Here is a 26,577-nt window from a genome sequence, read left to right on the forward strand (position 1 = left end):
ACTTGGTTATCCTATAGAAATTATTGATTATAATTTTGTTCAACAAACAGTTGATTTATTGCTTCATCTAGAAGTTTCGGTAGTTTGTTAAAACTATAATTCAACTCCAATCGTTCAGTCCACTGATGAGGGTCTTTTCCTAAAGGTCCGATATTTAGTACTGGCATTGTTAATTCTTCAATTATATCTTTAGGAAAAACAAACCCTTTATTTTGTAAAGGCATGTTATTCGTTAGCTGTTCAACATTACTAACTGATGAAAGTGGTCCTATATAACTCAAATCTGAAAGTCCTGTAAAGAATTCAGATACTGTTAACTTAATATTATAATTCGCTTTTGCATAGCCTTCTACCTTTGCCATCACATTTTGAACAAGTGGATTGTCCTTTGAAGAAACGGCCGGATAAAATGGTGGACTGTAAAATAAGACAATCATTGGTGCTAAATCCTTACACATGGCTGACAAATCTTGAACAAGTATTGTAGAAAAGTCTCGGTCTCCATGCTCCCGTTGACTAACTAATAAATTTTGTCGTCTCTCAACTTCCTCTTTTCCATACCTCTTACATGCTTCCTGATACAATTCTTCGTACATTAATACATTCACCTTCGTATACGGGGCCAGAAAATCCGTTGCTACCGATGAAAAATTTCTTCTCTTTTGTTTCATAAACTCCTCGATGTCAATTGCTGCTCGCTTCGCACTTTCTACTAACTTTATATTAATGTCACCAATTTGATGCTTTAAATATAATATATTATACATTGCAATCGCTGAATTAGGCGTTTGAACAGAGTATTCTTCTTTTAAATCACGTTGCATCAAACTGACTGGTGGTGGTGTTACTTCATCATCGACTTTTTCAATAAAGGCTTCATTTAATTCTAAATGCTGAGATAAGAAACTTACCATCAAATTTGGATTTAGACCTGCAAAAGGTTCTCCAACATGGGTTTCCTTGCCATAGCAATAAAAACCCGGTAGAACCTTACCTATGGAGCCAGTATAGACGTAATGATGGTCATCACCAGGATATTTACTAAACATAGGTTCCCCGTTGAGGCATGCTACGTACTCTAAATTTTCATCATACTGTATTTGTTTTAACACCGGTAAAGCACTTAACATCCCCATGGAATTCACTTCTTCATCTGGAACCGATAGCATTAATATATTTCCATCAAAATTACCATTTATCGCCCTTTCCAATGCAGATAAATGAAGTGTGATACCAGCTTTCATGTCCATCACACCACGGCCAAATAACCAATCTCCATTCTCTAAATCAGATTGTACAGAGTCAGGTAGATTTCCCTTATTACGCATTAATTCATCCGTAAGTTCTTTTGGATAGAAGGCTAGATTCATTAACGTACCATAGTCATCGACACCGACGACATCGAAGTGACTTAATAAGATTACGGTCTTTTTTGTTGGCTTTTTACTTTTCACTAGAGCAGTTAAAAACCTACGCCCATCTTCAAGAGGATGTAATTTTAAATAAGTTGGATTAGCTTTAAAATAACTATTTTGATCTAATACATGATATAAATATTCAGCGATCGCAATCTCAGCATTAGTACCAGTTATACTTTGATGATTAACAAGTGAACATAATAATTCAACTAGTTGATCCTTCGTTTGCCAGTTCATTCATACCCCTCCTATATGAGTAATACAATTAAAGGATTACTGGTTATATACAGAATTAATTGACTTTTCCTATCTAATCAAACAAAATCAAACATGAGGTGAAATTAGTGACTACGAAAATTATTGCCCATAGAGGTGCGAGTAAATTCGCACCAGAAAATACAATGCCTGCTTTTCAATTAGCTTATGAAATGAATGCAGAAGGAATAGAAACTGATGTTCAATTAACGAAAGATAATGTCCCAGTCCTAATACATGACGAACATGTTAAACGGACCACTAATGGTGTTGGCTATATAAAAGATTTGAAATATGAACAACTTAAACAATTAGATGCGGGAAGTTGGTTTCATCATAACTATGTAGGAACCACGATTGTTTCTTTAGAAGAATTTTTAAAATGGGCCATTTCGAAGCCTTTATATTTAAACATTGAGCTTAAAAATAATAAAATAGAATATAGACATATAGAATCAATTGTATATGAAATGCTTCAGCATTATCAGTTATTAAATCGTACCACAATTTCCACATTTAATCCAAATAGTGTGAAGCGTATGAAAAATCTATTCGATGATGTTGAAACCGCATTTCTCACATCAAAACGCGATAAAAATTTGGTGGAATATGCTTCCAAGATAGGTGCAAATGCGATACACATAAAATACCGCCTGCTTAATCCGTTGCTTGTGAAAATGAGTCATAAAAAAAAGATGCCCGTACGAGTCTATACTGTCAACAGAATCAGGCAAATGATGTATTGTTATCAACAAAATTGTGATGGCATTATTACAGATATCCCAAACAAAGCAATCACAGCCAGAGAATTACATCTAGCAGAAAACACGTAAATTAGGAGGAGTTAAATTTGTCAAAACTATTTTCACCATTAGAGATACAAGGGGTAACATTAAAAAACCGTATTGTAATGTCACCAATGTGCATGTATTCATCATTAAATAAAGATGGAATGGTAACGCCTTTTCATATGACCCATTACATTTCACGTGCTGCAGGTCAGGTAGGATTGGTCATGGTGGAAGCTACTGCAGTACAACCAGAGGGACGTATTTCTCCACAAGACCTAGGTATCTGGGGTGATCAGCATATTGAAGGATTTAAACTATTAAATGAGCAAATTAAATCCTACGGAGCAAAATCATCAATTCAGCTAGCACATGCTGGAAGAAAAGCAGTGTTAGATTCTAATATTTATGCACCTTCACCAATTGCATTTAATGAATCCTTTAAAAAGCCGAATGAAATGTCCATATCAGATATAAAAGAATCAATTGAAGCTTTTAAACATGCTGCCCGCAGAGCAAAAGATGCAGATTTTGATATAATCGAAATTCACGCAGCACATGGATATTTAATTAACCAATTTCTTTCTCCATTAACTAATAAAAGACAGGATCAATATGGTGGTAGCATTGAAAATCGATATCGCTTTTTAAGTGAAATTCTAACTGCTGTTCAAAGTGAATGGGATAACCCTATCTTTGTTCGTATTTCAACCGATGAATATAATAATGAAGGGAATTCATTAGAAGATATTCTATATTTTACTAGTGAAATGAAAAAGCAAGGTGTTGCTCTTATTGACTGTAGCTCAGGTGGTGTTGTTCCGGCAAAAATAAACCCTTACCCTGGTTATCAAATTAAGCGATGTGAAACGATAAAAAGCAATACCGAAATTCTTACAGGTGCAGTAGGGTTAATTACTACTGGAATTCAAGCAGAAGAAATACTACAAAATGAACGTGCGGATTTAATTTTTATTGGACGAGCATTATTAAGGAATCCATACTGGGCAAAACAAGTTGCAGATGAATTAAACGAAACGATTGATCCACCAACACAATACATACGAGGTTGGAGATAATATGGAAGTTCAGTTTTTAGGAACAGGTGCGGGAGTACCATCAAAAGAACGCAATGTCTCTTCTATTGCTTTAATGCTCTTACAAGAGATAAACGAAATTTGGTTATTTGATTGTGGTGAAGCAACACAACATAAGATTCTACACACCTCTATCAAGCCGAGAAAAATTAATAAAATATTCATCACACATATGCACGGTGACCATATTTTCGGATTACCTGGCCTTCTTAGTAGTCGCTCCTTTCAAGGTGGAGTAGATGAACTGACCGTTTACGGCCCAAAAGGAATAAAATCCTATATTTCAACTAGTTTAGAACTAAGTGGTACACACTTAACGTATCCGTTAACTATTATTGAGATAGAAGAAGGAAAAGTATGTGAAGATAATAATTTTATAGTTACTTGTAAACAGCTCGAACATGGTATTCCGTGTTATGGTTATCGAATAATAGAAAAAGATCTCCCAGGTGAATTACAGGTTGATAAACTGAAGGAACAAGGAATTCCACCGGGTCCAGTCTATCGAGATATAAAAGAAAATGACACTGTTACATTAAGTGATGGTAGGGTAATTAATCGAAAAGACTATATTGGGCCGAACAAAAAAGGACGCGTCATCTCCATCTTAGGCGATACAAAAGAAACATGGCAAAATCAATCGTTTGTTGAAGGGTCCGACTTACTAATCCACGAAGCAACCTTTGATCAAGAGAAAGTAGAACTAGCAAATGATTATTTTCATTCAACAACTGCCCAAGCAGCTCAGCTAGCAAAGGATAGTAATGTGAGACGATTATTATTAACCCATATATCTTCTCGTTATCAACACGATGATGTTCCACAATTATTAAGTGAAGCAACTCAAGTATTTTCAAATACTGAATTGGTTTATGATTTATATCATACTAGAATTCTAAGAAATGATATGGAGAGGTGACAATGGATTATATCGAAGAAATCGTTCAAAACCAGAGGAATTATTTTCATACCGGAAAAACGTTATCCTATAACTATCGAGTGGAACAATTAAAAGCATTACGAACAATGCTAAAAGAAAATGAAAAAGAAATCTATCAAGCTTTAAAGAAAGATTTGAATAAATCGAGATATGAGGCTTTGACTACTGAACTTGGATTTTTGTTAACGGAAATCGACTTTACTTTAAGCCATTTAAAGAAATGGATGGAGCCTAGGAAAGTTGATGCACCTATCACTCATAAAGGGAGTCAAAGTTATATTCAAAAGGAACCTTATGGAGTAACGCTGGCTATCGCACCTTGGAACTATCCATTACAATTAGCAATAGCTCCGGTTATTGGTGCAATTGCTGCAGGAAATACAGCAGTGATAAAACCATCCGAGTTCACAAAAGAAACCTCGTCTTTATTAACGAAAATGATTCAGTCTACGTTTGACCCAGCTTACATTACCGTAGTTGAAGGTGATGTCAATGAAAGTCAAAAACTGTTAGATCAGCGATTTGACTATATTTTCTTTACAGGTTCTAGTAATGTCGGAAAAATTGTGATGAGAGAAGCTAGTAAATATTTAACACCTGTGACATTAGAATTAGGTGGAAAAAGCCCTGCTATTGTAAATAAAGATGCCAATATAGACCTTACTGCTAAACGTATCGTATGGGGGAAATTTACGAATGCTGGACAAACATGTGTAGCCCCTGATTTTATTTATGTACATGAGAAGGTAAAGCCAAAATTATTAAAAGCAATGAAGAAATACATTAAAACACTTTATGGTAAAAAGCCTATTGAAAATAATGATTATGTTCAGATTGTAAACAAGAAGCATTTTACACGTCTTACTTCTTTCTTAACGAATGGAGAAATCTATTGTGGTGGAACATATGACGAAGAAACACTACGAATCTCGCCTACTATAGTAGACAATATTTCTTGGGAAGACCCTATCATGCAGGATGAGATTTTTGGCCCTCTCCTTCCTGTCCTTACCTTTAAAGAATTAGATGAAGTAATTGGAGATTTAAAAGTACATGAAAAACCGTTAGCACTTTATTACTTTGGAGAAAATAAGAAACAACAAGAAAAAGTAATGAACTCGCTATCCTTTGGTGGAGGCTGCATAAACGATACGCTTTATCACTTAGCTAACCCTCACCTTCCATTTGGTGGTGTAGGTAACAGTGGAATGGGTTCTTATCATGGAAAATATAGCTTTGATACGTTCTCACACGAGAAAAGCATTTTAAAACAAACAACTAAGTTTGATATTCCATTAAGATACCCCGGCAGTAAATTGGCATATTCTATCGTTAAAAAAATAATGAAATAAACCTAGATTATAATTCGCTTCAGCAGGATACTTCGTTTCTCATGGACATGTAGAACGAAAAGTATCCTGTCGAAGCATCGTTAAATTACTTCCTGAAGTCATCCAAAAAGTCTTTTTGAAAACTTGTACGCAAAAACTCAGAGTCTTTTTCTTCCTCATTATTTAATTTCTTAAATGTTTCTTTCCCATATTTATTGGATAATTGTTGAATCGTGGAATATAATTTATCTTTCTTTTCCTCTTTCTCATAAGTAAACAAATCTAGTTGCTCAGCCAAATTCTTCTTCTCTATGACATCTTGAACAGTTACACCGATCAGTCGCACTGGCTCTGTATTCCAATTCTTTGTCCATAATTCTAATGCTGTATTCTTTATGTCTTCCTTATACTCTATATAAGATGGCAACTTTTTACTTCGTGTAATTGTTTTTCTATCATGATAACGAATCATTAATTGTATGCTACGTCCTGCTGCTTCTTTTCGCTTTAATCTCCGTTCAACATTGTCTGACAAAACATCAATTAAATGGAAGATTTCTTTCTCATCAGTCGTATCATGAGGTAAGGTTTGGGAACTTCCAATACTTTTAAAATCATGAACGGCATCAGGGTCTACTGGGCGTAAATCTTTGCCGTTTGCCCTACTTTTTAATCTCTGGCCATTAATGCCAAATGCCTGCTTCAACATATATTCGTCTTTATAAGCAAGGTCTTTAATTGTTTTAACATCCATAGCTCGTAGTTTTTCAGCAGTTTTACTACCAACACCGTACATTTCTTCTACAGGTAATGGCCATAACTTTTTTTCAATATCTCTTTTTCTAAGTATCGTAATACCTAAAGGCTTTTTCATATCAGAAGCCATCTTTGCTAAAAATTTGTTTGGTGCAATTCCGATACTGCACGGGATGTCTAAATTGTTCATAATATCGTTTTGAATCCTGTAAGCTAACTCAACAGGATTTCCCTCAACTTCCGTCACATCCATATAACCTTCATCTATCGAGACGGGTTCAACATAAGGTGTAATTTGAAATAGCATGCGAAAAATCTCATTAGACGCAGCTCGGTAACGTTCAAAATTAGGACGCATTACGATCAAATTAGGGCATAGCTTTCGAGCCTGCCATAACGGCATAGTCGTTTTGACACCTTTAGCCCTGGCTTCATAACTACTTGTGACAATAATTCCTTTGCGTTCCTCAGGGTTACCAGCAATTGCAACCGGTTTCCCTTTTAAATCTGTGTTATAAGCCATTTCTACAGACGCATAAAAGCAATTCATATCAATATGAAAAATAATCCGTGCTTTATTTTTTTGAATGGACATAACTAACACCCTCTAATGATCGTTAAACTACTGATAATCTTATTTAATTATACCATATATCCTATTAGCTTCCGTTTAAGAAACCTTCGCAGATATCCCCTTACACATGAAAAAACACCCTCAAGAAACAAAGTTCTTAAGGATGTTTTTTTGCATATTATTTTGCTACTTCACCAATAATTGCAGTTACTAATTCACAAATCTTTGTTAAGTCTTCTACTGCAATACGTTCGTTTGTTGTGTGGATTTCCTCATATCCAACAGCTAAGTTCACTGTAGGGATACCAAATCCAGCTATCACATTTGCATCACTACCTCCACCACTTTTTAACAGTTTGGATTCGCGACCAATCGTTTTAGCTGCACTTCTGGCTACCTCAACAACCTGGTCTCCAGCTTCTTGTTTATATCCAGGATACATTACCTTTATGTCAACGATAGCTTCTCCACCATATTCTTTAGCAGTTGATTCAAATGCATCTTTCATTTTCTCTACTTGTGCTTCCATTTTTTCAGGAACTAGCGACCTAGCTTCTGCTAAAATTTCTACGTGATCAACAACGATGTTCGTCTGTTTCCCACCTTCAAAACGACCGATATTAGCTGTAGTTTCTTCATCGATTCTACCTAATGGCATTTTCGATATTGCTTTAGCTGCAAGTGTTATGGCAGAAACACCTTTTTCCGGAGCAACACCTGCATGAGCTGTCTTTCCTTTAATAGTAGCTTTAATTTTTGCTTGTGTTGGAGCAGCAACGATGATATCACCTACATCACCATTACTATCAATCGCATACCCGAATTTAGCCTTCAATAAGCTAGAATCAAGAGCTTTGGCACCTACTAAACCAGATTCTTCTCCAACAGTAATAACAAACTGGATATCCCCGTGTTGGATATTATTTTCTTGTATGGAGCGAATCGCTTCTAAAATAGCTGCTAGACCAGCCTTATCATCTGCTCCTAAAATAGTCGTTCCATCAGATACAATGTATCCGTCTTTGATTGAAGGTTTAATCCCTTGACCTGGTACTACTGTATCCATATGTGAGGTAAAGTAAATTGGATCTACTCCTTCTTTATTTCCTTTTAATGTACATATTAAATTACCTGCACCATGACCAGTTTGTTCCTTGCTATCATCTTCTATGACTTCCAGGCCAAGGCTTGAAAATTTCTCTTTTAATACGCTCGATATTTCTTGTTCATATCCCGTTTCTGAATCGATTTGTACTAACTCCAAAAACTCCTCTAAAAGGCGTTCTTGATTAATTGATATTGTCATTATAAGTCCTCCTGTTGTCTACATTTATTACAATGGAATATTTCCATGCTTCTTGTTGGGTCTAGACTCTTGTTTGTTTCTTAACATTTCTAGTGCTTGCATTAATTTTAGCCTTGTTTCTCGAGGATCAATTACGTCATCAACCATACCTAAGCTTGCAGCAATGTATGGATTTGCAAATTTCTCACGATATGTATCGATTTTCTCTTGTCTAGTAGCTTCTGGATTGTCACTCTCAGCAATTTCTTTTGCATAAATAATATTCGCAGCACCATCTGGCCCCATAACGGCTATTTCTGCATTCGGCCATGCATATACGAGATCAGCACCAATCGATTTACTGTTTAATGCAACATAAGCTCCACCATACGCTTTTCTAGTTATCACCGTTATTTTAGGAACAGTTGCTTCTGAATATGCATATAAAATTTTTGCACCATGACGTATGATTCCACCATGCTCCTGTTTAACTCCCGGGAAGAATCCGGTAACATCTTCAAAAGTAATAATTGGAATATTAAATGAATCACAGAATCGAATAAACCGAGAAGCTTTGTCACTGGAATCAATATCTAATCCACCAGCTAAGTATTTAGGTTGATTACATACTAACCCTACTACTTCTCCATCAATTCTTGCAAATCCAACTACAATATTCTTGGCAAAGTCTTTATGAATCTCAAAAAAACTACCTTCATCTACAACTTCATTGATAACCTTTTTAACATCATACGGTCTTGTAGCATCAAATGGTACAATATCCGTTAATTCAGGTCTAATTGGTTCTTTCTCGTTACTCTCTAGTTTTTCTACTTTATCTTGATAATTATTAGGTAAATAGGATAATAGATTTCGTACGGCATCTAATGCTTCTTCTTCTGTGGAAGCTTTTATATGGGCATTTCCACTTTTTGAATTATGAATATGTGCTCCACCTAAGTCTTCTGAAGATATTTTCTCACCCGTAACCGTCTCGATCACTTTTGGGCCTGTAATAAACATTTGAGATGTTTTCTCTACCATAATAACAAAATCTGTGATGGCAGGTGAATATACTGCTCCACCAGCACTTGGTCCCATAATAACAGATATCTGAGGAATTACTCCAGAATAAATAGAATTTCGATAGAATACATGTCCATATCCATCTAGCGATGAAACACCTTCTTGAATTCTAGCCCCACCAGAATCATTAAGACCAATAAACGGAATACCATTTTTAGCAGCTAAATCCATTACTGCTGCAATCTTTTTACCATGCATCTCACCTAAAGCTCCACCATAAACAGTAAAGTCCTGAGCAAAAAGGTAAACAGGTTTCCCATTAATTTTACCGAATCCTGTCACTACCCCATCACCACTAGGTGTAGATCCGTTGTTCATGGAAAAATCAGTTTCTCGATGCTCAATAAAGGTGTTTAATTCAACAAAAGAACCGTCATCCAAAAGGTAATCAATCCGCTCTCTAGCAGTCATCTTTCCTTTCGCATGTTGCTTTTCAATTCTTTTATCTCCACCACCTAATTCCGCCTGCCTACGTTTATCGTATAGCTCATTAATTTTATCGTAAATATCCAAATTATTCATCCTCCTTCGGTGAAGGCTGACATAATTCAAATAGAACACCGTGGGAGGCTTTAGGGTGAATAAATGCTATTTGACTATTATGAGCACCGTCTTTAGGTTCATCATTTATTAGTTGAATCCCATCTCTTTTCAATTGATGTAGGCGTTCTTCAATATCATCGACTTCCAAGGCAATATGATGGACTCCTTCTCCCCTTTTTGTTAGAAACTTTTTGATTGGGGATGAATCAACAGTTGGCTCCAACAATTCAATTCGTGATTCACCAATTTTTAAAAAGGCTATTTTTGCACCTTCTGATTCCACTGTTTCAACGTTTTCTAATTCAAGACCGAGTTTATCCGTATAAAAGGGTAGTACTTGATCAATAGAATGTACGGCTATTCCAATATGTGCAATCTTCTTTGGTTCCTCTATTTGTTGCTTATTAGGCTGCACCAATTGCTCAATATATTTTGCTAAATCTTCTGTTGATGACCCACTTGTGAAAATCTTGTTAATACCTTTTTCCATTAGATATGGGATGTCTTCACTTGGAATAACACCACCCGCTACAACAGGAATATCATCAGCATTTTTTTCCTTTAATACTTCAACTACCTTTGGAAATAACGTACGATGAGCACCTGATAATGAAGATAAGCCAATTACATCAACATCCTCTTGTATTGCTGCCTGAGCAATTTGTACTGGAGACTGACGTAAACCTGTATAAATTACTTCCATTCCATGGTCACGTAATGCTTGAGCAATTACTAGCGCTCCGCGATCATGGCCATCTAAGCCTGGTTTAGCGATTAATACCCGAATTTTTCCCATCCTTGTTCTCCCCTTTAGACTGTAAATGATTATCCTGTATATTCTCCAAACTCTTCTCTCAATACATTACAAATTTCTCCTACTGTTGCGTAGGATTTAACTGCATCTAATATAAATGGTATTAGATTCGTGTTTTCATCTTGAGCAGCACTTCGAATCGCCTCGAGACTTTTATTTACAACCTCTTGATCTCTTTCTTCTCTAAGCTTAAGTACCGATTCAATTTGTGACTTCTCTAATTGTTCATCTACTTTTAAGAGGTCTGGGTTTACCTCTTCATCAAGTTGATACTTATTTAGCCCAACAATAATCTCTTCTTGTTTTTCAATGGCTTTTTGTGTTTCATAGGCTTCATGGTGAATCTCTCTTTGCATAAATCCTTCTTCAACTGCTTGAACAGCTCCACCTATTTCTTCAATTTGCTTTAAGTATTCTTCAATACCAGCTTCCACTTGGTCCGTTAGTTCCTCTACATAATAAGAACCACCTAATGGATCCACGGTATCAGCTACGCCACTTTCGTTGGCAATAATTTGTTGGGTACGTAAAGCAATTCTTGCCGACTCCTCGGTCGGAAGAGATAACGCTTCATCTCTAGAGTTCGTATGTAAACTCTGTGTTCCACCCATGACAGCTGCTAGTGCTTGTAATGTCACTCGAACAACATTATTATCTGGTTGTTGAGCCGTTAATGTTGAACCACCAGTCTGAGTATGGAAACGCAATTTCCAGCTTTTTGGATTTTTAGCTTGATAACGTTCTTTCATAATTTTAGCCCAAACACGTCTAGCTGCACGGAATTTGGCTACTTCTTCAAAAAAGTTATTGTGTGCATTAAAGAAAAATGCCAAACGAGGTGCAAACGTATCGACATCAAGTCCTGATTCGATAGCAGCATCTACATAAGCCATTCCATTTGCAATCGTAAAGGCTGCTTCTTGAACAGCAGTTGAACCTGCTTCACGTATGTGATAACCAGATATACTGATCGTGTTAAATTTTGGAACATTTTGTTGGCAGTACTCAAAGATGTTCGTGATCAATCTCATCGATGGTTTCGGCGGGAAAATATAAGTCCCACGAGCTATGTACTCTTTTAAAATATCATTTTGGATTGTACCTGTTAGTTTTTCTAAAGGTACTCCTTGTTTTTCTCCAACTGCAATATACATACATAAAAGTACTGATGCTGGAGCATTTATAGTCATAGATGTACTAACTTTATCTAAAGGTATGCCATCTAGTAATTGCTCCATATCTTTTAAAGAGTCAATGGCAACCCCCACTTTACCAACTTCACCTTCAGACATAACATCATCTGAATCATAGCCAATCTGAGTCGGTAAATCAAAGGCTACACTTAATCCTGTTTGACCTTGCTCTAACAGATAGCGAAAGCGTTTATTTGTTTCCTTAGCAGAACCAAAACCAGCATATTGTCTCATTGTCCAAAATCGACTGCGATACATAGTTGGTTGAATCCCTCTTGTATAAGGGTACTCTCCTGGATAACCTAGTTTTTCCTCATACTCGCTATCATTCGTTGGATAATACAATCGTTCTACTTCTAAATCAGAAGAAGTTCTAAATTTATCTTTTCTTTCCGGGAAACGTTCTGTTGTTGCCTCGACTGAATCGAGCCACTTTTTCTCCATATTTCCATGTGATTCACTCATCAAACAAACCCCCTAATTCTTTTATAAAACATCTTTTTGCTTATTCTATAAAAACTCAACACTATTATTATATTACAAATTGTCAAATTTCTACTAATATTAGTTTTTATACTTGTCCAATGGCTCAATTAACGATAAAATACAATTAGCACATGGGATTGAAGGAGGACTACAAATGGCTACTAAACAAACGAATAACTCTGCACCAAAAAGAAGGTCAAAGCGTGAGAGAAGAGTTCGCTTAATGGTATATATCATGATTATAGCAATGTTATTATCATCTCTAACCGCTGGCTTAGCATACTTTATTTAACGATGAAATAAGTGAATTAATATAGAAGGACAGACTGGACAATTGATATTGTTCCAGTCTTTTTATTTAGAAGATAAGAATGTATAAAAATTCAAAGATGTCTAGCTCCGAGCGCCTGCTCTTTTCTTAGATACATCGCTTTTCTTGAATTTCTTCTTTATTTCTAAATAATCCTCGATTTCCTCAAGTAATCGGAAGAGATTTGCTCTTGTTTCAAACTCTTCTCTTGTCTTCGGTAGCTCCTGCTTATGGAATTCATCTCTAAGTACTTTAAGCTCCTCAATGAATAATACAGCCGTATTTCCAGGATGAACAGCATTCGATAGTCGATCAAAATAATCCGCAATTTGCATCGATATATAATCCGTTTTAGGCAGCCTTGTAACTAATGGTAGCATTTTTTTCAGTTGTTCATATTGCTTTGAACGCATTTTAAAGTATTGGTAATACGGGTGTTTGGAACGAAGCAAATGGTTTTCTCTGTCTAATGCAACCAAATCACTTGCTCTTTCTAGTATCTCTTCAGTTTCAGTTATTTCTTTTCCATCCCAAAGTCGATCATTATCTCTTATATACTTGGCAATTTCTGACAAAATAATTTGGTAGTTCGCTTCTAGCTTTTTCTGGGTTTCTCGGAGCTTCTTGTCATAACTTGGCATATAAAGATTTACAACTAGGCCTACACCAATACCAATGATAATAAGTAAATACTGGTCTAGCATATAAGCTAATGTCACTTGTTTTGCACCATATAAATTAAGAATTACTACCGAGCTTGTTGCAATTCCATCTGTTATTTTTAGCCAAACTGTAACCGGTATAAATACTGCAAGCATTAACCCTATGACAATCGGATAATAACCTATAATTTCAAAAAACACCATAGAAAATATACTTGCGATTATACAAGCTGCAAAGCGATCCCATGCACTGGAAACGGATTGTTTCCGTGATGGTTTAATACATAAAATAGTTAAGATTCCAGCAGACACAAAATTACTAATCCCAAATGCTTGTGCAATCCATACTGAAATTGGAGTACCAATAGCTGTTTTGATCGTACGATAGCCTATCTTCATGATTCATCTCCTATTAACTTTTAGTTCTAAAATACTTACCAAAGACTGATATTATTAGTTTATGTAAAAAATAAAGGCTGACTCATAGTAGGAGACAGCCTTATTTTTAAATAAGTATTATACTTCTTCACAGTGCTCTTCGAAAACATTTTGAAGTTTCGTCATTACGTCCATTGCGCTGTGACCTTCAATGTCATGACGCTCTAACATAGTAACGATTTTCCCGTCCTTCATGAATGCAAATGATGGTGAAGAAGGTGGATAACCTTCGAAATATTCTCTTGCTTTTTCTGTTGCTTCTCTGTCTTGGCCGGCGAATACCGTCACTAAATGGTCAGGACGCTTATCATAATGAATAGCATTTGCTGCAGCTGGACGAGCTACACCGCCTGCACAACCACAAGTAGAGTTAACCATAACAAGTGTAGTACCTTCTCTTGAAAGCGCAGTATCTACTTCTTCTGGATTTGTTAGTTCCTCAAATCCTGCTTCTGTAATATCTTTTCTTGCAGCATCTACTACATCTTTCATGAATAAGTTAAAATCCATCTATAGCCATCTCCTTATTATTAATTGTAACTAGTGATTCTATTTATCAGCTTACCAATTTTATCTTTATAATTCAATTTATAACAATTGACTAATCACAATTAATAAACATTTGTGGTACTTTCATTGATATTTTCTAAAATTTCTTTGACACGTTTTAAGAACTGTCCACACACTAGTCCATCTAGAACACGATGATCTAATGAAAGACATAGATTAACCATATCTCTAGCTGCGAACATACCATCGATGACAACTGGTTTTTTAACAATAGATTCTACTTGTAAGATTGCAGCTTGTGGGTGATTAATAACCCCCATAGACTGAACGGAACCAAAAGAACCCGTGTTATTAACTGTAAACGTACCACCTTGCATATCATCAGCAGTTAACTTGCCAGTTCTTGCTTTTTGAGCTAAATCATTTATGTCTCTTGCTATACCTTTAATGCTTAAATCATCCGCATTTTTAATAACTGGGACAAATAACTCTTGATCCTTAGCAACTGCAATCGAAAGATTTATATCTTTCTTCTGAATGATTTTATCTCCAGCCCACATACTGTTAAGCTGAGGGAATTCCTTTAATCCTTGTGCTACAGCTTTTACAAAGAAAGCAAAGAATGTTAAGTTAAACCCTTCTTTTTGTTTAAAATCATTTTTAATTTGATTACGGTAAGATACAAGATCGGTTACATCGACTTCAACAGTCATCCATGCATGAGGGATTTCCGTTTTTGAGCGAACCATATTATCAGCAATCGCTTTACGAACACCTGTTACAGGAATCTCAACATCTCCTGCCTGAGATTGTGGTAATGGCTTAGCAGGCTTTGGTTGTACAGGTTGAGTAGGCGTCTCTACCTTCGTTGGCTGTTTTTCTTCTTGAACGGAGCTAGCACTAGGTTTTGGAATTTCACCAGATGTGATAATTTTTTCTATATCCTTCCTAGTTATTCTTCCACCACGGCCTGTTCCATCGACCAACTCTAAATCAATATTATTCTCTTGTGCCATTCGTAAAACTGCTGGAGAATATCTCTTTTTCATCGATTGATCTTGTTCAGTTGCTTCTGTTTCTTTCTCAGGCTCTTTATCAACAGTCTCACTTGATTCTGCTGCACCAGCGTCAGATTCTGTTTCCATATAACAAATAAGCTCTCCAACAGCGATGGTATCGCCTTCATTTGCTACTAGTTCTTTAATAGTACCAGTAAATGAAGATGGAACTTCAGCATTTACTTTGTCTGTCATTACTTCAGCAATTGGATCGTATTTATTTACGTGTTCGCCTTCTTTTACTAACCAAGTACTTATCGTACCTTCTGTAACACTCTCCCCTAATTGGGGCATTGTAATTTTTTCAACGGCCATTTAGAAAACCTCCTTTACGCTTTAAAATTCTGCTAGTTCACGCATTGCCTTTTCCACTTTATCAGGATTCATCATGAAATATTTCTCCATTGTTGGTGCGTACGGCATTGCAGGAACATCAGGTCCAGCTAACCGTTGGATTGGTGCATCTAAGTCAAATAAACAATGCTCCGAAATTATTGCTGCTACTTCACTAATAATGCTTCCTTCTTTGTTATCTTCTGTAATTAGCAATACTTTTCCTGTTTTCTTAGCAGCTTCAATGATTGCTTCTTGATCAAGAGGATAAACGGTTCTTAAGTCTAGAATATGAGCATCGATTCCCTCTTCAGCTAATTTTTCTGCTGCTTGTAGCGCAAAGTGAACACAGAGTCCATACGTTATAATTGTGATATCAGAACCTTCACGTTTCACATCTGCCTTCCCTATTGGAAGGACGTAATCATCTTCTGGTACTTCTCCTTTTAATAAACGGTAAGCACGTTTATGCTCAAAAAATAGCACAGGATCATTGTCACGAATAGCTGCTTTTAATAACCCTTTCGCATCATATGGTGTGGAAGGCATTACAATTTTTAGTCCGGGCTGATTAGCAAAAACAGCTTCTACCGATTGAGAGTGATATAATGCACCGTGTACGCCACCGCCATAAGGTGCTCGAATCGTAATCGGGCAATTCCAGTCATTGTTTGAACGATACCTAATTCTAGCTGCTTCAGAAATAATTTGGTTAACGGCTGGCATAATAAAGTCAGCAAATTGCATTTCTGCTACTGGGCGCATTCCATACATCGCAGCACCTATACCTACACCTGCAATTGCCGATTCAGCTAAAGGTGTGTCTAATGCACGATACTCTCCAAATTCATCGTAGAGTCCGTCTGTTGCACGGAAAACGCCTCCTTTTTTACCGACATCTTCCCCTAAGACAAACACTTTTTCATCACGTTGCATTTCTTCCTTCAAAGCACTTGTAACTGCTTGTATATAAGACATTACTGGCATTTTATTGTCCCTCCTTACTCTTCGTAAACATATTTTAGTGCAGATTCTGGTTCTGCATAAGGTGCATTCTCTGCATAATCAGTTGCGTCATTTACAATTTGATCGATTTCTTTAATGTAATTACTTTTTGCATCTTCCGTTAAGACGCCACATTCTTCTAAATACGCTTCAAAACGATATAAACCATCTTTATTCTTTGCTTCATCAACTTCTTCGCGATTACGATAGACACGGTCATCATCATCACTAGAATGTGCTGTTAATCGATAAGAGATAGCTTCGATTAAGGTTGGTCCTTCTCCTGCTAATGCTCTATCTCTTGCCTCTTTCACTACCTGATATACTTCAAGTGGATCTGTTCCATCAACAGTATAACCTGGCATCCCATAACCGATAGCACGATCGGATACTTTTTCTGCTGCAATTTGTTTTTCGTATGGTACAGAAATAGCATACTTATTATTTTCCACCAAGGTAATCACTGGTAATTTATGAACTCCAGCAAAGTTTAAACCTTCATGGAAATCACCTTGGTTGGAAGAACCTTCACCAAGAGTTACAAATGAAACGAAATCTTTTTTCTCCATTTTTGCTGCTAAAGCAAAGCCTACAGCATGTGGAACTTGAGTTGTTACAGGGGAAGAACCTGTGATAATGTTATTTTTCTTCTGCCCGAAATGACTTGGCATTTGTCTTCCACCAGAGTTCGGATCTTCTGCTTTAGCAAAAGCGGATAGCATTAGTTCTCTTGATGTCATACCAAAAGCTAAAACAACCCCCATGTCACGATAATATGGAGCAACATAATCCTTCTCTCTATCCAAAGCAAACGCTGCACCAATTTGAGTAGCTTCTTGTCCTTGTCCAGAAATAACGAAAGGAATCTTTCCAGCTCGGTTTAGAAGCCACATTCTTTCATCTAGTTTTCTTGCTAGTAACATTGTTCGATACATGTCTAAAACCTCTTCGTCTGATAAGCCTAACGCTTGATGACGATTTGTTGACATATAAGTCCCTCCTTTTAATGTTCATACAAATAATTGAACTAAATAATATAATTCTAAGAAATCTTATCCATGAATTTGAAGGCCATCTACAGCAAGTGCTGCTTCACCCATAACTTCTGACAACGTTGGATGAGGATGAACAGCTTGAGCGATTTCCCATGGTGTTGCATCTAACACTTTAGCTAATCCAGCTTCTGATATCATATCCGTAACATGAGGACCAACCATGTGCACACCAAGTAAATCATCGGTATTTTTATCAGCAATAATTTTTACAAAACCATTAGAATCCCCATGTACTAATGCTTTTCCAATAGCTTTGAAAGAGAATTTTCCAACTTTAATATCATACCCTTTTTCTTTCGCTTGTTCTTCCGTTAGTCCTACACTAGCCACTTCTGGACTAGAGTATATACATGACGGGATATTATCATAAATTAACGGTAATGGATTTTGGTTAGCCATATGCTCTACTGCTACAATTCCTTCATGAGAGGCAACATGTGCTAATTGCATTCCACCAATCACATCACCAATTGCATATATATGTGTTTCTTTTGTTTGGAAGAATTCATTAGTTTGGATAAAGCCTTTTTCTACAACAATATCGGTATTTTCTAAACCAATATTCGATGTATTAGCTTCCCTACCAACTGAAACTAGCATCTTATCAGCTTGGAAAGTTACGACCTCACCTTTCTTTTCAGCACTAATAGTTACAGCAGTTGATTTATCAAGTGTATCGGGCAATACTTTTGCACCTTTAACAAAAGTAACACCTTTTTTCTTCAATTGTCTTTCCACTTCTTTAGCAACCGCTTTATCTTCAGTTGGCAAAATCTGATTTAAATATTCAACCACAGTTACTTCTACGCCAAAATCAGCGAGCATAGATGCCCATTCTATTCCGATGACCCCTCCACCAACAACAATGATTGATTTTGGTATTTCTTCCATTTGTAGAGCATCATCTGAACTCATAACTATGTTTCCATCGAATTCTAATCCTGGTAATGATTTTGGCTTCGATCCGGTTGCGATTAATACATTTTTGGGGACGATCATCGTGTTTTCATCACCATTTTCATATTCAATGGAGATAGTACCTGGCATTGGTGAGAATATACTAGGCCCTAATATTCGACCATAGCCTTGGAATACATCGATTTTCCCTTTTTTCATCAAGCCAACGACACCTTGATGTAATGTGTTAACAATTGTATTTTTTCTTTCTTGAACTTTAGCGAAGTTTAAATTTATTTCACTAACATCGACACCGAAGTCTTCTGCTTCTTTCGTTTGTTTATATACTTCGGCACTTCTTAGCAATGCTTTTGATGGGATACAGCCTCGGTGTAAACAAGTTCCACCTAATTCACCTTTTTCTACAACTGCTACTTGCATGCCTAGTTGTGATGCACGAATAGCAGCAACATATCCTCCAGTACCTCCACCAAGTACAACTAAATCATATTCTTTTGCCATAATTCCCCACTCCTTTCCTAACTAAATGTATATACTTTTGCTTCTTCTTCATTTTGCAATACACGAAGTGCTCCTTCATTCAATGCCTGCAATTCATTTTCACCAGGGTATACTAATACATCAGCAATCCAATTTACTCGTTCAGTAATCATCTCGATAAATGACTCACCATATGCTAATCCACCTGTTAAAACGATTGCATCAACTTTTCCTTGAAGCACCACACTCATTGCTCCAATTTCTTTTGCAATTTGATATGCCATTGCATCATACACTTTTTGAGCATACTCTTCTCCAGATGCAATCCTCTCTTCTACTTCTCTAGCATCATTTGTGTGAAGATAGGCCATCAATCCGCCTTCACCCACGATTTTTTTCATCACTTCATCCCTATAATACTGTCCGGAGAAGCACATTGCGATTAAATCACCAATAGGAACGGTTCCAGCCCTTTCTGGAGAAAAAGGGCCATCGCCGTGCAAGCCATTATTGACATCAATTACCCTTCCATTATGATGAGCACCTACTGTTATTCCACCACCCATATGGGTAACGATTAAATTTAAGTTTTCATAGTTTTTTCCCATATCTGAAGCCGCTTTTCTAGCTACAGCTTTTTGATTGAGTGCGTGGAAAATACTTTTACGTGGTAATTCTGGTACACCAGAAAAACGGGCAATTTCTTCTAATTCATCGACTACAACAGGGTCAACAATATATGCAGGTATATTTAATCCTTTTGCAATCTCTTCGGCAATAATGCCACCTAGATTAGAGGCGTGTTCTCCGTTTAAACCTTGACGTAAATCATTCAACATTTCTTCATTTACCTCGTAAGTTCCGCCTTCTATCGGACGAAGAAGTCCTCCCCTTGCACAAACAGCATCTAATTTTGATATATTGATACCTTCATAGTCTAACTGTTCTAAAATAACCTTTTTCCTATATTCATATTGATCAATGACACGATTATATTGACTTATTTCCTTTATGGAATGTCGGATTGTCGTTTCAAAGATATGAAGTTCGTTTTCAAAAACACCTATTTTAGTAGATGTTGATCCTGGGTTAATTACTAAGATGCGAAAATTCGATTGCAAATTTGGTACCTCCATGTTCCTATCTTCTACTTAAAATATGATGTTCGTTCAGTAAAAATTGGTTTCTCGATTTTTTCATCGTTTCAATTCTTTCTTCAGCCATTCGGTCTGCGGCAACATATGAAGGAATATTATCACGTCTAGAAATCTCAAATACTTTGCTTAAACTATCATAAATTGTTTCTACTTTTTTCATTGCACGCTCTTGATTATAACCATTCAGTTCATCAGCTACGTTTATAACGCCACCAGCATTAATTACGTAATCTGGAGCATAAACAATTCCTTTCTCATGAATAATTTCTCCATGTTTAGAAGACTTCAACTGATTATTTGCAGACCCCGCAATTACCTTCGCTTTGATACGTGGTATTGTTTCATCATTTATAGTTGCACCTAGAGCACATGGAGCATAAATATCACAGTCAACATCATAGATTTCTTCTGGACTTACAGCTTCTGCCCCAAACGCATCTACTGCTCTTTTTACAGCATCTTCATTGATATCGGTAACAATTAACTTTGCACCTTCTTCATGCAAATATTTACATAAAGTAAACGCAACATTTCCAACACCCTGAACAGCTACTTTTTTCCCTTCTAATGAGTCGCTTCCAAAGGCTTCTTTGGCCGATGCTTTCATTCCTTTATATACACCATAAGCAGTTACTGGTGATGGATTACCAGATGAACCTGATTCTTCAGAAACACCTGTTACAAAATCCGTTTCCATGTGAATAAGATCCATATCTTCTTCTGTGGTTCCTACGTCTTCGGCTGTAATATATCTACCATTTAGCCCTTGAATATATCTTCCAAATGCTCGGAACATTTCAGGGTTTTTATCTTTTCTAGGGTCACCAATGATTACTGTTTTTCCACCACCAAGGTTCAAACCTGCTGCTGCATTTTTATATGTCATTCCTTTAGCTAAACGTAACGCATCCTCAATTGCTTCCTCTTCAGAGTCATACGTCCACATTCTAGTTCCACCTAAAGCAGGTCCTAAAGTAGTATCATGTATTGCAATAATTGCTTTTAGTCCAGAATTCTTGTCTTGGCAAAACACCAATTGTTCATAATCATATTTCTCCATATAAGTAAAAATTTCCATATTCGTATTCCTCCTAATTATTTTTTAATGTTTTTAATGCAAGTGACAATGAAAGTAATTTACTTTCAGCAGAATCAGCTCTAGAGGTTAGAACGATCGGAGCCTTAGCCCCACTAATAATTGCTGCTACTTTTGAATTTGCAAAATAAACAAAGGATTTATATAAAGCATTTCCAACTTCAATTGTTGGCACAAGAATAATATCTGTATCCCCAGCCACTTCAGAATCAATTTCTTTCTGTCTAGCTGCTGTCTTAGATACAGCATTATCGAACCCTAAAGGACCATCAACTAAACATCCTTTAATTTGTCCTCTACGATTCATCTGAGTTAGTATTGCTGCATCAGTGGTTGATTCCATCGCTTCATTAATCACTTCAACAGGAGCTATTGCAGCTACTTTTGGAATCTCCACTCCAATAGAATGAGCGACTTTAACAGCGTTTTGGATAATTTCCTTCTTCTCATGTAAGGATGGAGACACATTCATTGCTGCATCTGTTAAAAAGATTAATTTTTCTTGATTTGGTACTTCAAATAATGCAACATGGGATAATACATTGCCTGAGCGCAAACCGTAATCCTTATTTAATACGGCTTTTAACAATTGCTTTGTTGACACATTACCCTTCATTACTATATGTGCTTCATTGTCGTGAACAGCTTTTACTGCTGCACCCGCCACATCTTTAACCTCATGTCTAATTTGGATATGTTTGGAATTCAGATCCAAACCAATTTCTTGTGCCTTACGATTCATTTGGTCTTTATCACCAAATAACAGGAATTTACATAGTTCCTCCTTTAAAGCTGATTTTATTGACTGAAGAACTTCTTGTTCTGCTGCATTCGCTACAGCAACGATATGTTTTATTTCTTGTTGTTGAATACTTTCTTTTAATTCCGTTAATGTTTTCATGTCTACCTCCAAACGCCTCCACTCTATACATGCAAAAACCATGCCAACTTTTCTAAAATGAAAGCGCTTTAATTAAGGGTTTGTTGCTAATGCAACAACTTGCAAACCTGCAAATTACTGCATGCCAATCTTGGCGTAATTGTCTTTGTTTTATTCAATACCGTACTTTTCCAACTTATAATATAAATTTCTAATTGATATACCTAACTGTTTAGCAGTTTTAGTCTTATTGTTATCGTTGTGCTTATACACATTTAGAATATAATCTTTTTCATATTGCTCAATCGCACTTTGAAGTGGATCCTGATAGTCATTATGATTATTTTGGTTTGGAATGCTACTAGTCTTAGATAAAAATGATTGCAAATTTGGAATATGATTCCTTTTTATAATTTCTTCATTCATATCCATATAAATCATAGCTCGTCCTATTACATTCTCTAATTCTCTAACATTACCAGGCCACGAATAGGATTGAAGAACGTCTAATGCATCGCCAGATATCGCGCGGACGTTTCTTCCATAATCCTGATTAATTTTTTGTATGATATGTTGTATCAAATCAGGAAGGTCATCAATTCTCTCTTGTAGAGAAGGTATAAAAATTGGTAACTTATTTAGTCTGTAATATAAATCTTCCCTAAACGTTTTGTTCATTATTGCCTTTTCTAAATTGATATTAGTAGCGGCAATCACCCTAACATCAATCGTTATAGGATTAGTCCCACCAACTCGGACAATTTCATTCTCTTGCAGAACCCTTAATAATTTCGCTTGCATATGTAATGAAAGTTCACCAATCTCATCTAAAAATATACTTCCCATATTGGCTTCTTCGAAAAGACCTTTTTTTCCGCCGCGCTTCGCTCCAGAAAATGCCCCTTCTTCATAACCAAATAATTCACTTTCTAAAATGGATTCGGCTATTGCTGCACAATTAACACGAATAAACTTATTATGTTTACGGTTACTTTCATTATGAATGGCGTGAGCAAACAATTCCTTACCTGTACCTGATTCCCCTCTTAACAAAACAGTCGCTGGGGTTTTTGCTCCAACCTTTGCTTGCTCTAACGCAAGGGTCATTTCTGCTGAATCACCTATAATATCATCAAAGGTGTATTTCGCTTCTAAGTTACGAATAATTTGCCGTGCACGCTTTAATTCATTTGTTAGTGTCCGAATCTCCGACACATCGTGAAGGACCCCAACACTTCCTTTAATTTTCCCGTCAACGATAACTGGAGCTACATTTACTAATACCTCTCTATTACTTGGACCAACCTTCATACGAACGCCACGTACTGGCCGACGTGTTTTTAACACTTTTAAGTGCATACTTTCCCCTTCAGAAATATCAACTGTTGCTGGTTCCCCAATAACATCTGATTCTTTTAAACCAGTAATTCTTGAATATGCAGGATTGATCATAAGACCTTTTCCATCCTCATCTACAACAGATATTGCTTCATCAGAGGATTGGATAATGGCTTCAAGCATAGTCTTAATTTCTTTCAAATCTGTATTCTCTTCAGCAAGATTTTTTACTTCAGTAATATCTTTAAATACAGAGAAAGCTCCAATTAGTTCATCATTAGCATTAATAATAGGAATTCTTGTTGTAATCACAACTTTTCCATTTTCCAATAATAATTTTTGATTAACTTCTTTTCTTCTCGTTTTAAGTACATGTGGTAAACGACTATTTTTTATTACCTCTGTGATAGGTTTATGTAACAATCTACCTTTTGGAACACCGAGGATTTGTTCAGTACTTTTATTAATGAACTGGACAACCCCATGTTTATTAACAACGATCATTCCATCACGAATACTATTAAGAATTAATTCTTGATTGTTCGTCTGATCAGTGAGTTTTTCTAACAGTTCTCCTTTTTCATCCAATAGTTCTGAGATGATATATGCCACAGAACCAGGAATTACTACTGTCTTTTCACTCCGAACTTTCAATAATTGTTGAAACACCACTTCATCACCAGTGGCCTCAATAACAATATCAATTTCCTCAGACATCCATTGTTTCCAGTCATACCCTATTGGAATTTTCTCTTCTGTGGCTAGTTTTAATCCTTTCGCATCCGGTTTATGGTCAACGATTGCAACAACTTTCATACGATCGGTTGCATTGAGTAATTTTAATAAAGCGCTACCACCTTTTCCGGCACCAACTATTAGGACTTTTTTCATTTCATCCTCCCATTGCAGTTTATTGCATACTTATATCTTAAATTAACATGCAGAAATTAGCAATAACTTTTCTTTTTAACGAGAGAAATTATGTCCGTTGCGTTTCATACTTCAGAAAATAAATTGTCTAATATTTCTAGTACACGGATTCTTCAATTTTCTGTTATACTTGTAAAGGTAATATGGGAGGAGAATACATATGATTAGAATTGTTGCAGTATTATTACTTCTTATCCCAGGTGTGATTTCCGCTATCGGTATCAAACTTATGAGGGATACATTATTCGACGACTTTCACCCAATGTTTTTACATGTAGGTGTACAATTTGTTGTTGGACTTGTTCTTTTCTTAGGTGGAATTGCTTTTATCGGTGGCTTCATCGTACATCGCGACCGTAAAAGAGAGGCTATAAAAAGAGAGAAAAATAAAGAGGGTTGATAGTATGAGTGTGAAAGTTGCAAAATTTGGGGGAAGTTCTGTAGCGGATGCTAAGCAAATAAAGAAAATTAGTACTATTATTTTAGATGATCCCACTCGTAAATTTGTTATAGTTTCAGCTCCTGGAAAACGTCATGAAAATGACTTCAAAATGACAGATATTTTAATTCTTTTAGCTGAAACTTATAACAACCAAGACGTTTTTGAGAATTACTTGGATATTATAATCAAACGTTTTAGTGAGATTATTACAGATTTAAATCTACCTAGTACCTTAATCCATGAAATTAAAGACACAATCATCTCTACTATCTCAAGTGATCTTCCTTATGTTAGGAAGCTTGATGCAATAAAAGCACTTGGAGAGGATTGTAACGCAAAAGTTATTAGTACATATTTAGAATCAATTGGAGTAAATGCTACATATATGAATCCTAAAGATGCCGGAATTGTAGTGAGCAATGAACCAGGAAATGCTCAAATACTACAAGAAAGCTTTCAAAGCTTATATGAATTAAGAGAGCACCATTGTGATGTGTTAGTAATTCCCGGATTTTTTGGTTATTCAAAGGAAGGTCATATCGTTACCTTTTCGCGAGGTGGTTCAGATATAACAGGTGCTATTGTTGCTGCTGGAGTACAAGCAAACTTATATGAAAACTTTACAGATGTTGATTCGGTATTTACTGTAAATCCAAATATAGTGAACAACCCTAAAGAAATAAAAACATTAACCTATAAAGAGATGCGCGAGTTATCATATGCTGGATTTTCCGTTTTTCATGATGAGGCACTAATTCCTGCATTTAGAAGAAGTATTCCTGTTGCAATAAAGAATACGAACAACCCTTCTCTCCCTGGAACATTAGTGGTTTCCGAAAAGCAAAAACAAGAAAACTGCGTAGTTGGCATCGCAAGTGACACTGGTTTTTGTACGCTCTATGTTGGAAAATACTTAATGAACAGAGAACTTGGGTTTGGGCGTAAATTATTCCATATCTTAGAAAATGAGTCTGTTTCATTTGAACATACTCCTTCTGGAATTGATGATATGTCCGTAATCATACGTGAACATCAATTAACACCAGAAAAAGAAGCAAAAATCATGAAAAAAATAAAAGAAGAATTGAAAGCAGATACTGTCTCCATCCATCATAATTTAGCAATAATTATGATTGTTGGAGAAGGAATTATGAATACAATAGGAATAGCCAAAAAAGCAACTACTGCATTAACTGATGCTGGAGTGAATATTAACATGATTAACCAAGGTTCATCTGATGTTTCTATGATGTTTGGCATTAATGCTGAAGATATTGACAGCGCGATTCAATCTTTATACCATGAGTTTTTTGAAAATTAATAGTATAAACAAAAGTGCGAGCGCCCGATTAGGGTGTATGGACTGTTCTTTCAAGTAAGTTATCCATAGGTATATAAT

23 protein-coding genes are annotated in these 26,577 nt (G+C 36.1%); 7 read left to right on the plus strand and 16 right to left on the minus strand.

Features of this window, described 5'->3' with window-relative positions:
* Positions 1-20 precede the first annotated feature (20 nt).
* On the minus strand, positions 21-1,655 hold the full coding sequence (locus tag BUB12_RS02010) for a M20/M25/M40 family metallo-hydrolase (RefSeq protein WP_072887478.1): 1,635 nt from the start codon (positions 1,653-1,655) through the stop codon (positions 21-23).
* A 107-nt stretch (positions 1,656-1,762) separates the two neighbouring features.
* Here BUB12_RS02010 and BUB12_RS02015 point away from each other — a divergent pair, with 107 nt between their 5' ends.
* Genes BUB12_RS02015 through BUB12_RS02030 form a run of 4 tightly spaced genes read left to right on the plus strand, consistent with a single transcriptional unit; the run spans position 1,763 to position 5,850 of the window.
* Positions 1,763-2,506 carry a glycerophosphodiester phosphodiesterase gene (locus BUB12_RS02015; protein WP_072887480.1) on the plus strand — a complete coding sequence of 248 codons (744 nt, stop codon included), beginning with the start codon at positions 1,763-1,765 and terminating at the stop codon, positions 2,504-2,506.
* Positions 2,507-2,523: 17 nt separating this feature from the next.
* Positions 2,524-3,540 carry an NADPH dehydrogenase NamA gene (gene namA, locus BUB12_RS02020; RefSeq protein ID WP_072887482.1) on the plus strand — a complete coding sequence of 339 codons (1,017 nt, stop codon included), beginning with the start codon at positions 2,524-2,526 and terminating at the stop codon, positions 3,538-3,540.
* A 1-nt stretch (position 3,541) separates the two neighbouring features.
* Positions 3,542-4,477, plus strand: coding sequence for a ribonuclease Z (gene rnz / locus BUB12_RS02025; protein ID WP_072887484.1), 936 nt, complete (start codon positions 3,542-3,544; stop codon positions 4,475-4,477).
* A 2-nt stretch (positions 4,478-4,479) separates the two neighbouring features.
* Positions 4,480-5,850 carry an aldehyde dehydrogenase gene (locus tag BUB12_RS02030; RefSeq protein ID WP_072887486.1) on the plus strand — a complete coding sequence of 457 codons (1,371 nt, stop codon included), beginning with the start codon at positions 4,480-4,482 and terminating at the stop codon, positions 5,848-5,850.
* Between the two features lie 85 nt (positions 5,851-5,935).
* Here BUB12_RS02030 and BUB12_RS02035 read toward each other — a convergent pair whose 3' ends face one another.
* The 5 genes from BUB12_RS02035 to BUB12_RS02055 form a co-directional block, all read right to left on the minus strand.
* Complete coding sequence (locus BUB12_RS02035) at positions 5,936-7,180, minus strand: DNA polymerase IV (RefSeq protein WP_072887488.1); 1,245 nt, start codon at positions 7,178-7,180, stop codon at positions 5,936-5,938.
* Positions 7,181-7,337: 157 nt separating this feature from the next.
* Complete coding sequence (locus BUB12_RS02040; protein WP_072887490.1) at positions 7,338-8,465, minus strand: M20/M25/M40 family metallo-hydrolase; 1,128 nt, start codon at positions 8,463-8,465, stop codon at positions 7,338-7,340.
* A 27-nt stretch (positions 8,466-8,492) separates the two neighbouring features.
* Positions 8,493-10,043 (minus strand): acyl-CoA carboxylase subunit beta, encoded by a 1,551-nt coding sequence (locus BUB12_RS02045; protein WP_234982528.1) that lies wholly within the window; start codon positions 10,041-10,043, stop codon positions 8,493-8,495.
* Position 10,044: 1 nt separating this feature from the next.
* Positions 10,045-10,869, minus strand: coding sequence for a methylmalonyl-CoA epimerase (gene mce, locus BUB12_RS02050; protein ID WP_072887494.1), 825 nt, complete (start codon positions 10,867-10,869; stop codon positions 10,045-10,047).
* Positions 10,870-10,898: 29 nt separating this feature from the next.
* A complete protein-coding gene (locus BUB12_RS02055; protein ID WP_072887496.1) occupies positions 10,899-12,545 on the minus strand; it encodes an acyl-CoA mutase large subunit family protein in 1,647 nt (548 codons plus the stop codon).
* A gap of 175 nt (positions 12,546-12,720) precedes the next feature.
* On the opposite strand from BUB12_RS02055, the gene prli42 reads away from it, so the two are divergent.
* A complete protein-coding gene (prli42, locus tag BUB12_RS17595) occupies positions 12,721-12,858 on the plus strand; it encodes a stressosome-associated protein Prli42 (protein WP_159431542.1) in 138 nt (45 codons plus the stop codon).
* Between the two features lie 101 nt (positions 12,859-12,959).
* On the opposite strand, the gene BUB12_RS02060 is transcribed toward prli42, so the two are convergent.
* From BUB12_RS02060 to BUB12_RS02105, 10 genes are all read right to left on the minus strand, one after another.
* A complete protein-coding gene (locus tag BUB12_RS02060; RefSeq protein ID WP_084063192.1) occupies positions 12,960-13,937 on the minus strand; it encodes an aromatic acid exporter family protein in 978 nt (325 codons plus the stop codon).
* Between the two features lie 117 nt (positions 13,938-14,054).
* Positions 14,055-14,486, minus strand: a complete 432-nt coding sequence (locus BUB12_RS02065; RefSeq protein WP_072887500.1) for a BrxA/BrxB family bacilliredoxin — start codon at positions 14,484-14,486, stop codon at positions 14,055-14,057.
* Between the two features lie 101 nt (positions 14,487-14,587).
* Complete coding sequence (locus BUB12_RS02070; RefSeq protein WP_072887502.1) at positions 14,588-15,859, minus strand: dihydrolipoamide acetyltransferase family protein; 1,272 nt, start codon at positions 15,857-15,859, stop codon at positions 14,588-14,590.
* Between the two features lie 21 nt (positions 15,860-15,880).
* Positions 15,881-16,864, minus strand: coding sequence for an alpha-ketoacid dehydrogenase subunit beta (locus BUB12_RS02075; protein ID WP_072887504.1), 984 nt, complete (start codon positions 16,862-16,864; stop codon positions 15,881-15,883).
* 14 nt (positions 16,865-16,878) lie between these two features.
* A complete protein-coding gene (locus BUB12_RS02080) occupies positions 16,879-17,871 on the minus strand; it encodes a thiamine pyrophosphate-dependent dehydrogenase E1 component subunit alpha (protein WP_072887506.1) in 993 nt (330 codons plus the stop codon).
* A gap of 63 nt (positions 17,872-17,934) precedes the next feature.
* Positions 17,935-19,356 carry a dihydrolipoyl dehydrogenase gene (lpdA, locus tag BUB12_RS02085; protein ID WP_072887508.1) on the minus strand — a complete coding sequence of 474 codons (1,422 nt, stop codon included), beginning with the start codon at positions 19,354-19,356 and terminating at the stop codon, positions 17,935-17,937.
* 17 nt (positions 19,357-19,373) lie between these two features.
* The gene (gene buk, locus BUB12_RS02090; protein WP_072887510.1) at positions 19,374-20,471 is read right to left on the minus strand and encodes a butyrate kinase; all 1,098 of its coding nucleotides are present in this window, start codon (positions 20,469-20,471) and stop codon (positions 19,374-19,376) included.
* Between the two features lie 4 nt (positions 20,472-20,475).
* Positions 20,476-21,570 carry a Leu/Phe/Val dehydrogenase gene (locus BUB12_RS02095; RefSeq protein WP_072887512.1) on the minus strand — a complete coding sequence of 365 codons (1,095 nt, stop codon included), beginning with the start codon at positions 21,568-21,570 and terminating at the stop codon, positions 20,476-20,478.
* 13 nt (positions 21,571-21,583) lie between these two features.
* A complete protein-coding gene (yqiS, locus tag BUB12_RS02100; RefSeq protein ID WP_072887514.1) occupies positions 21,584-22,489 on the minus strand; it encodes a phosphate butyryltransferase in 906 nt (301 codons plus the stop codon).
* A gap of 150 nt (positions 22,490-22,639) precedes the next feature.
* Positions 22,640-24,697: a sigma 54-interacting transcriptional regulator gene (locus tag BUB12_RS02105; protein ID WP_072887516.1), complete on the minus strand. Its 2,058-nt coding sequence runs from the start codon at positions 24,695-24,697 to the stop codon at positions 22,640-22,642.
* A gap of 199 nt (positions 24,698-24,896) precedes the next feature.
* On the opposite strand from BUB12_RS02105, the gene BUB12_RS02110 reads away from it, so the two are divergent.
* Positions 24,897-25,136, plus strand: coding sequence for a DUF2627 domain-containing protein (locus tag BUB12_RS02110; protein ID WP_072887518.1), 240 nt, complete (start codon positions 24,897-24,899; stop codon positions 25,134-25,136).
* A 10-nt stretch (positions 25,137-25,146) separates the two neighbouring features.
* Complete coding sequence (locus BUB12_RS02115; RefSeq protein WP_072887686.1) at positions 25,147-26,499, plus strand: aspartate kinase; 1,353 nt, start codon at positions 25,147-25,149, stop codon at positions 26,497-26,499.
* The last annotated feature ends 78 nt before the right edge of the window (positions 26,500-26,577 follow it).

Source organism: Ornithinibacillus halophilus (assembly GCF_900129485.1).
Taxonomy (GTDB): domain Bacteria; phylum Bacillota; class Bacilli; order Bacillales; family Amphibacillaceae; genus Ornithinibacillus; species Ornithinibacillus halophilus.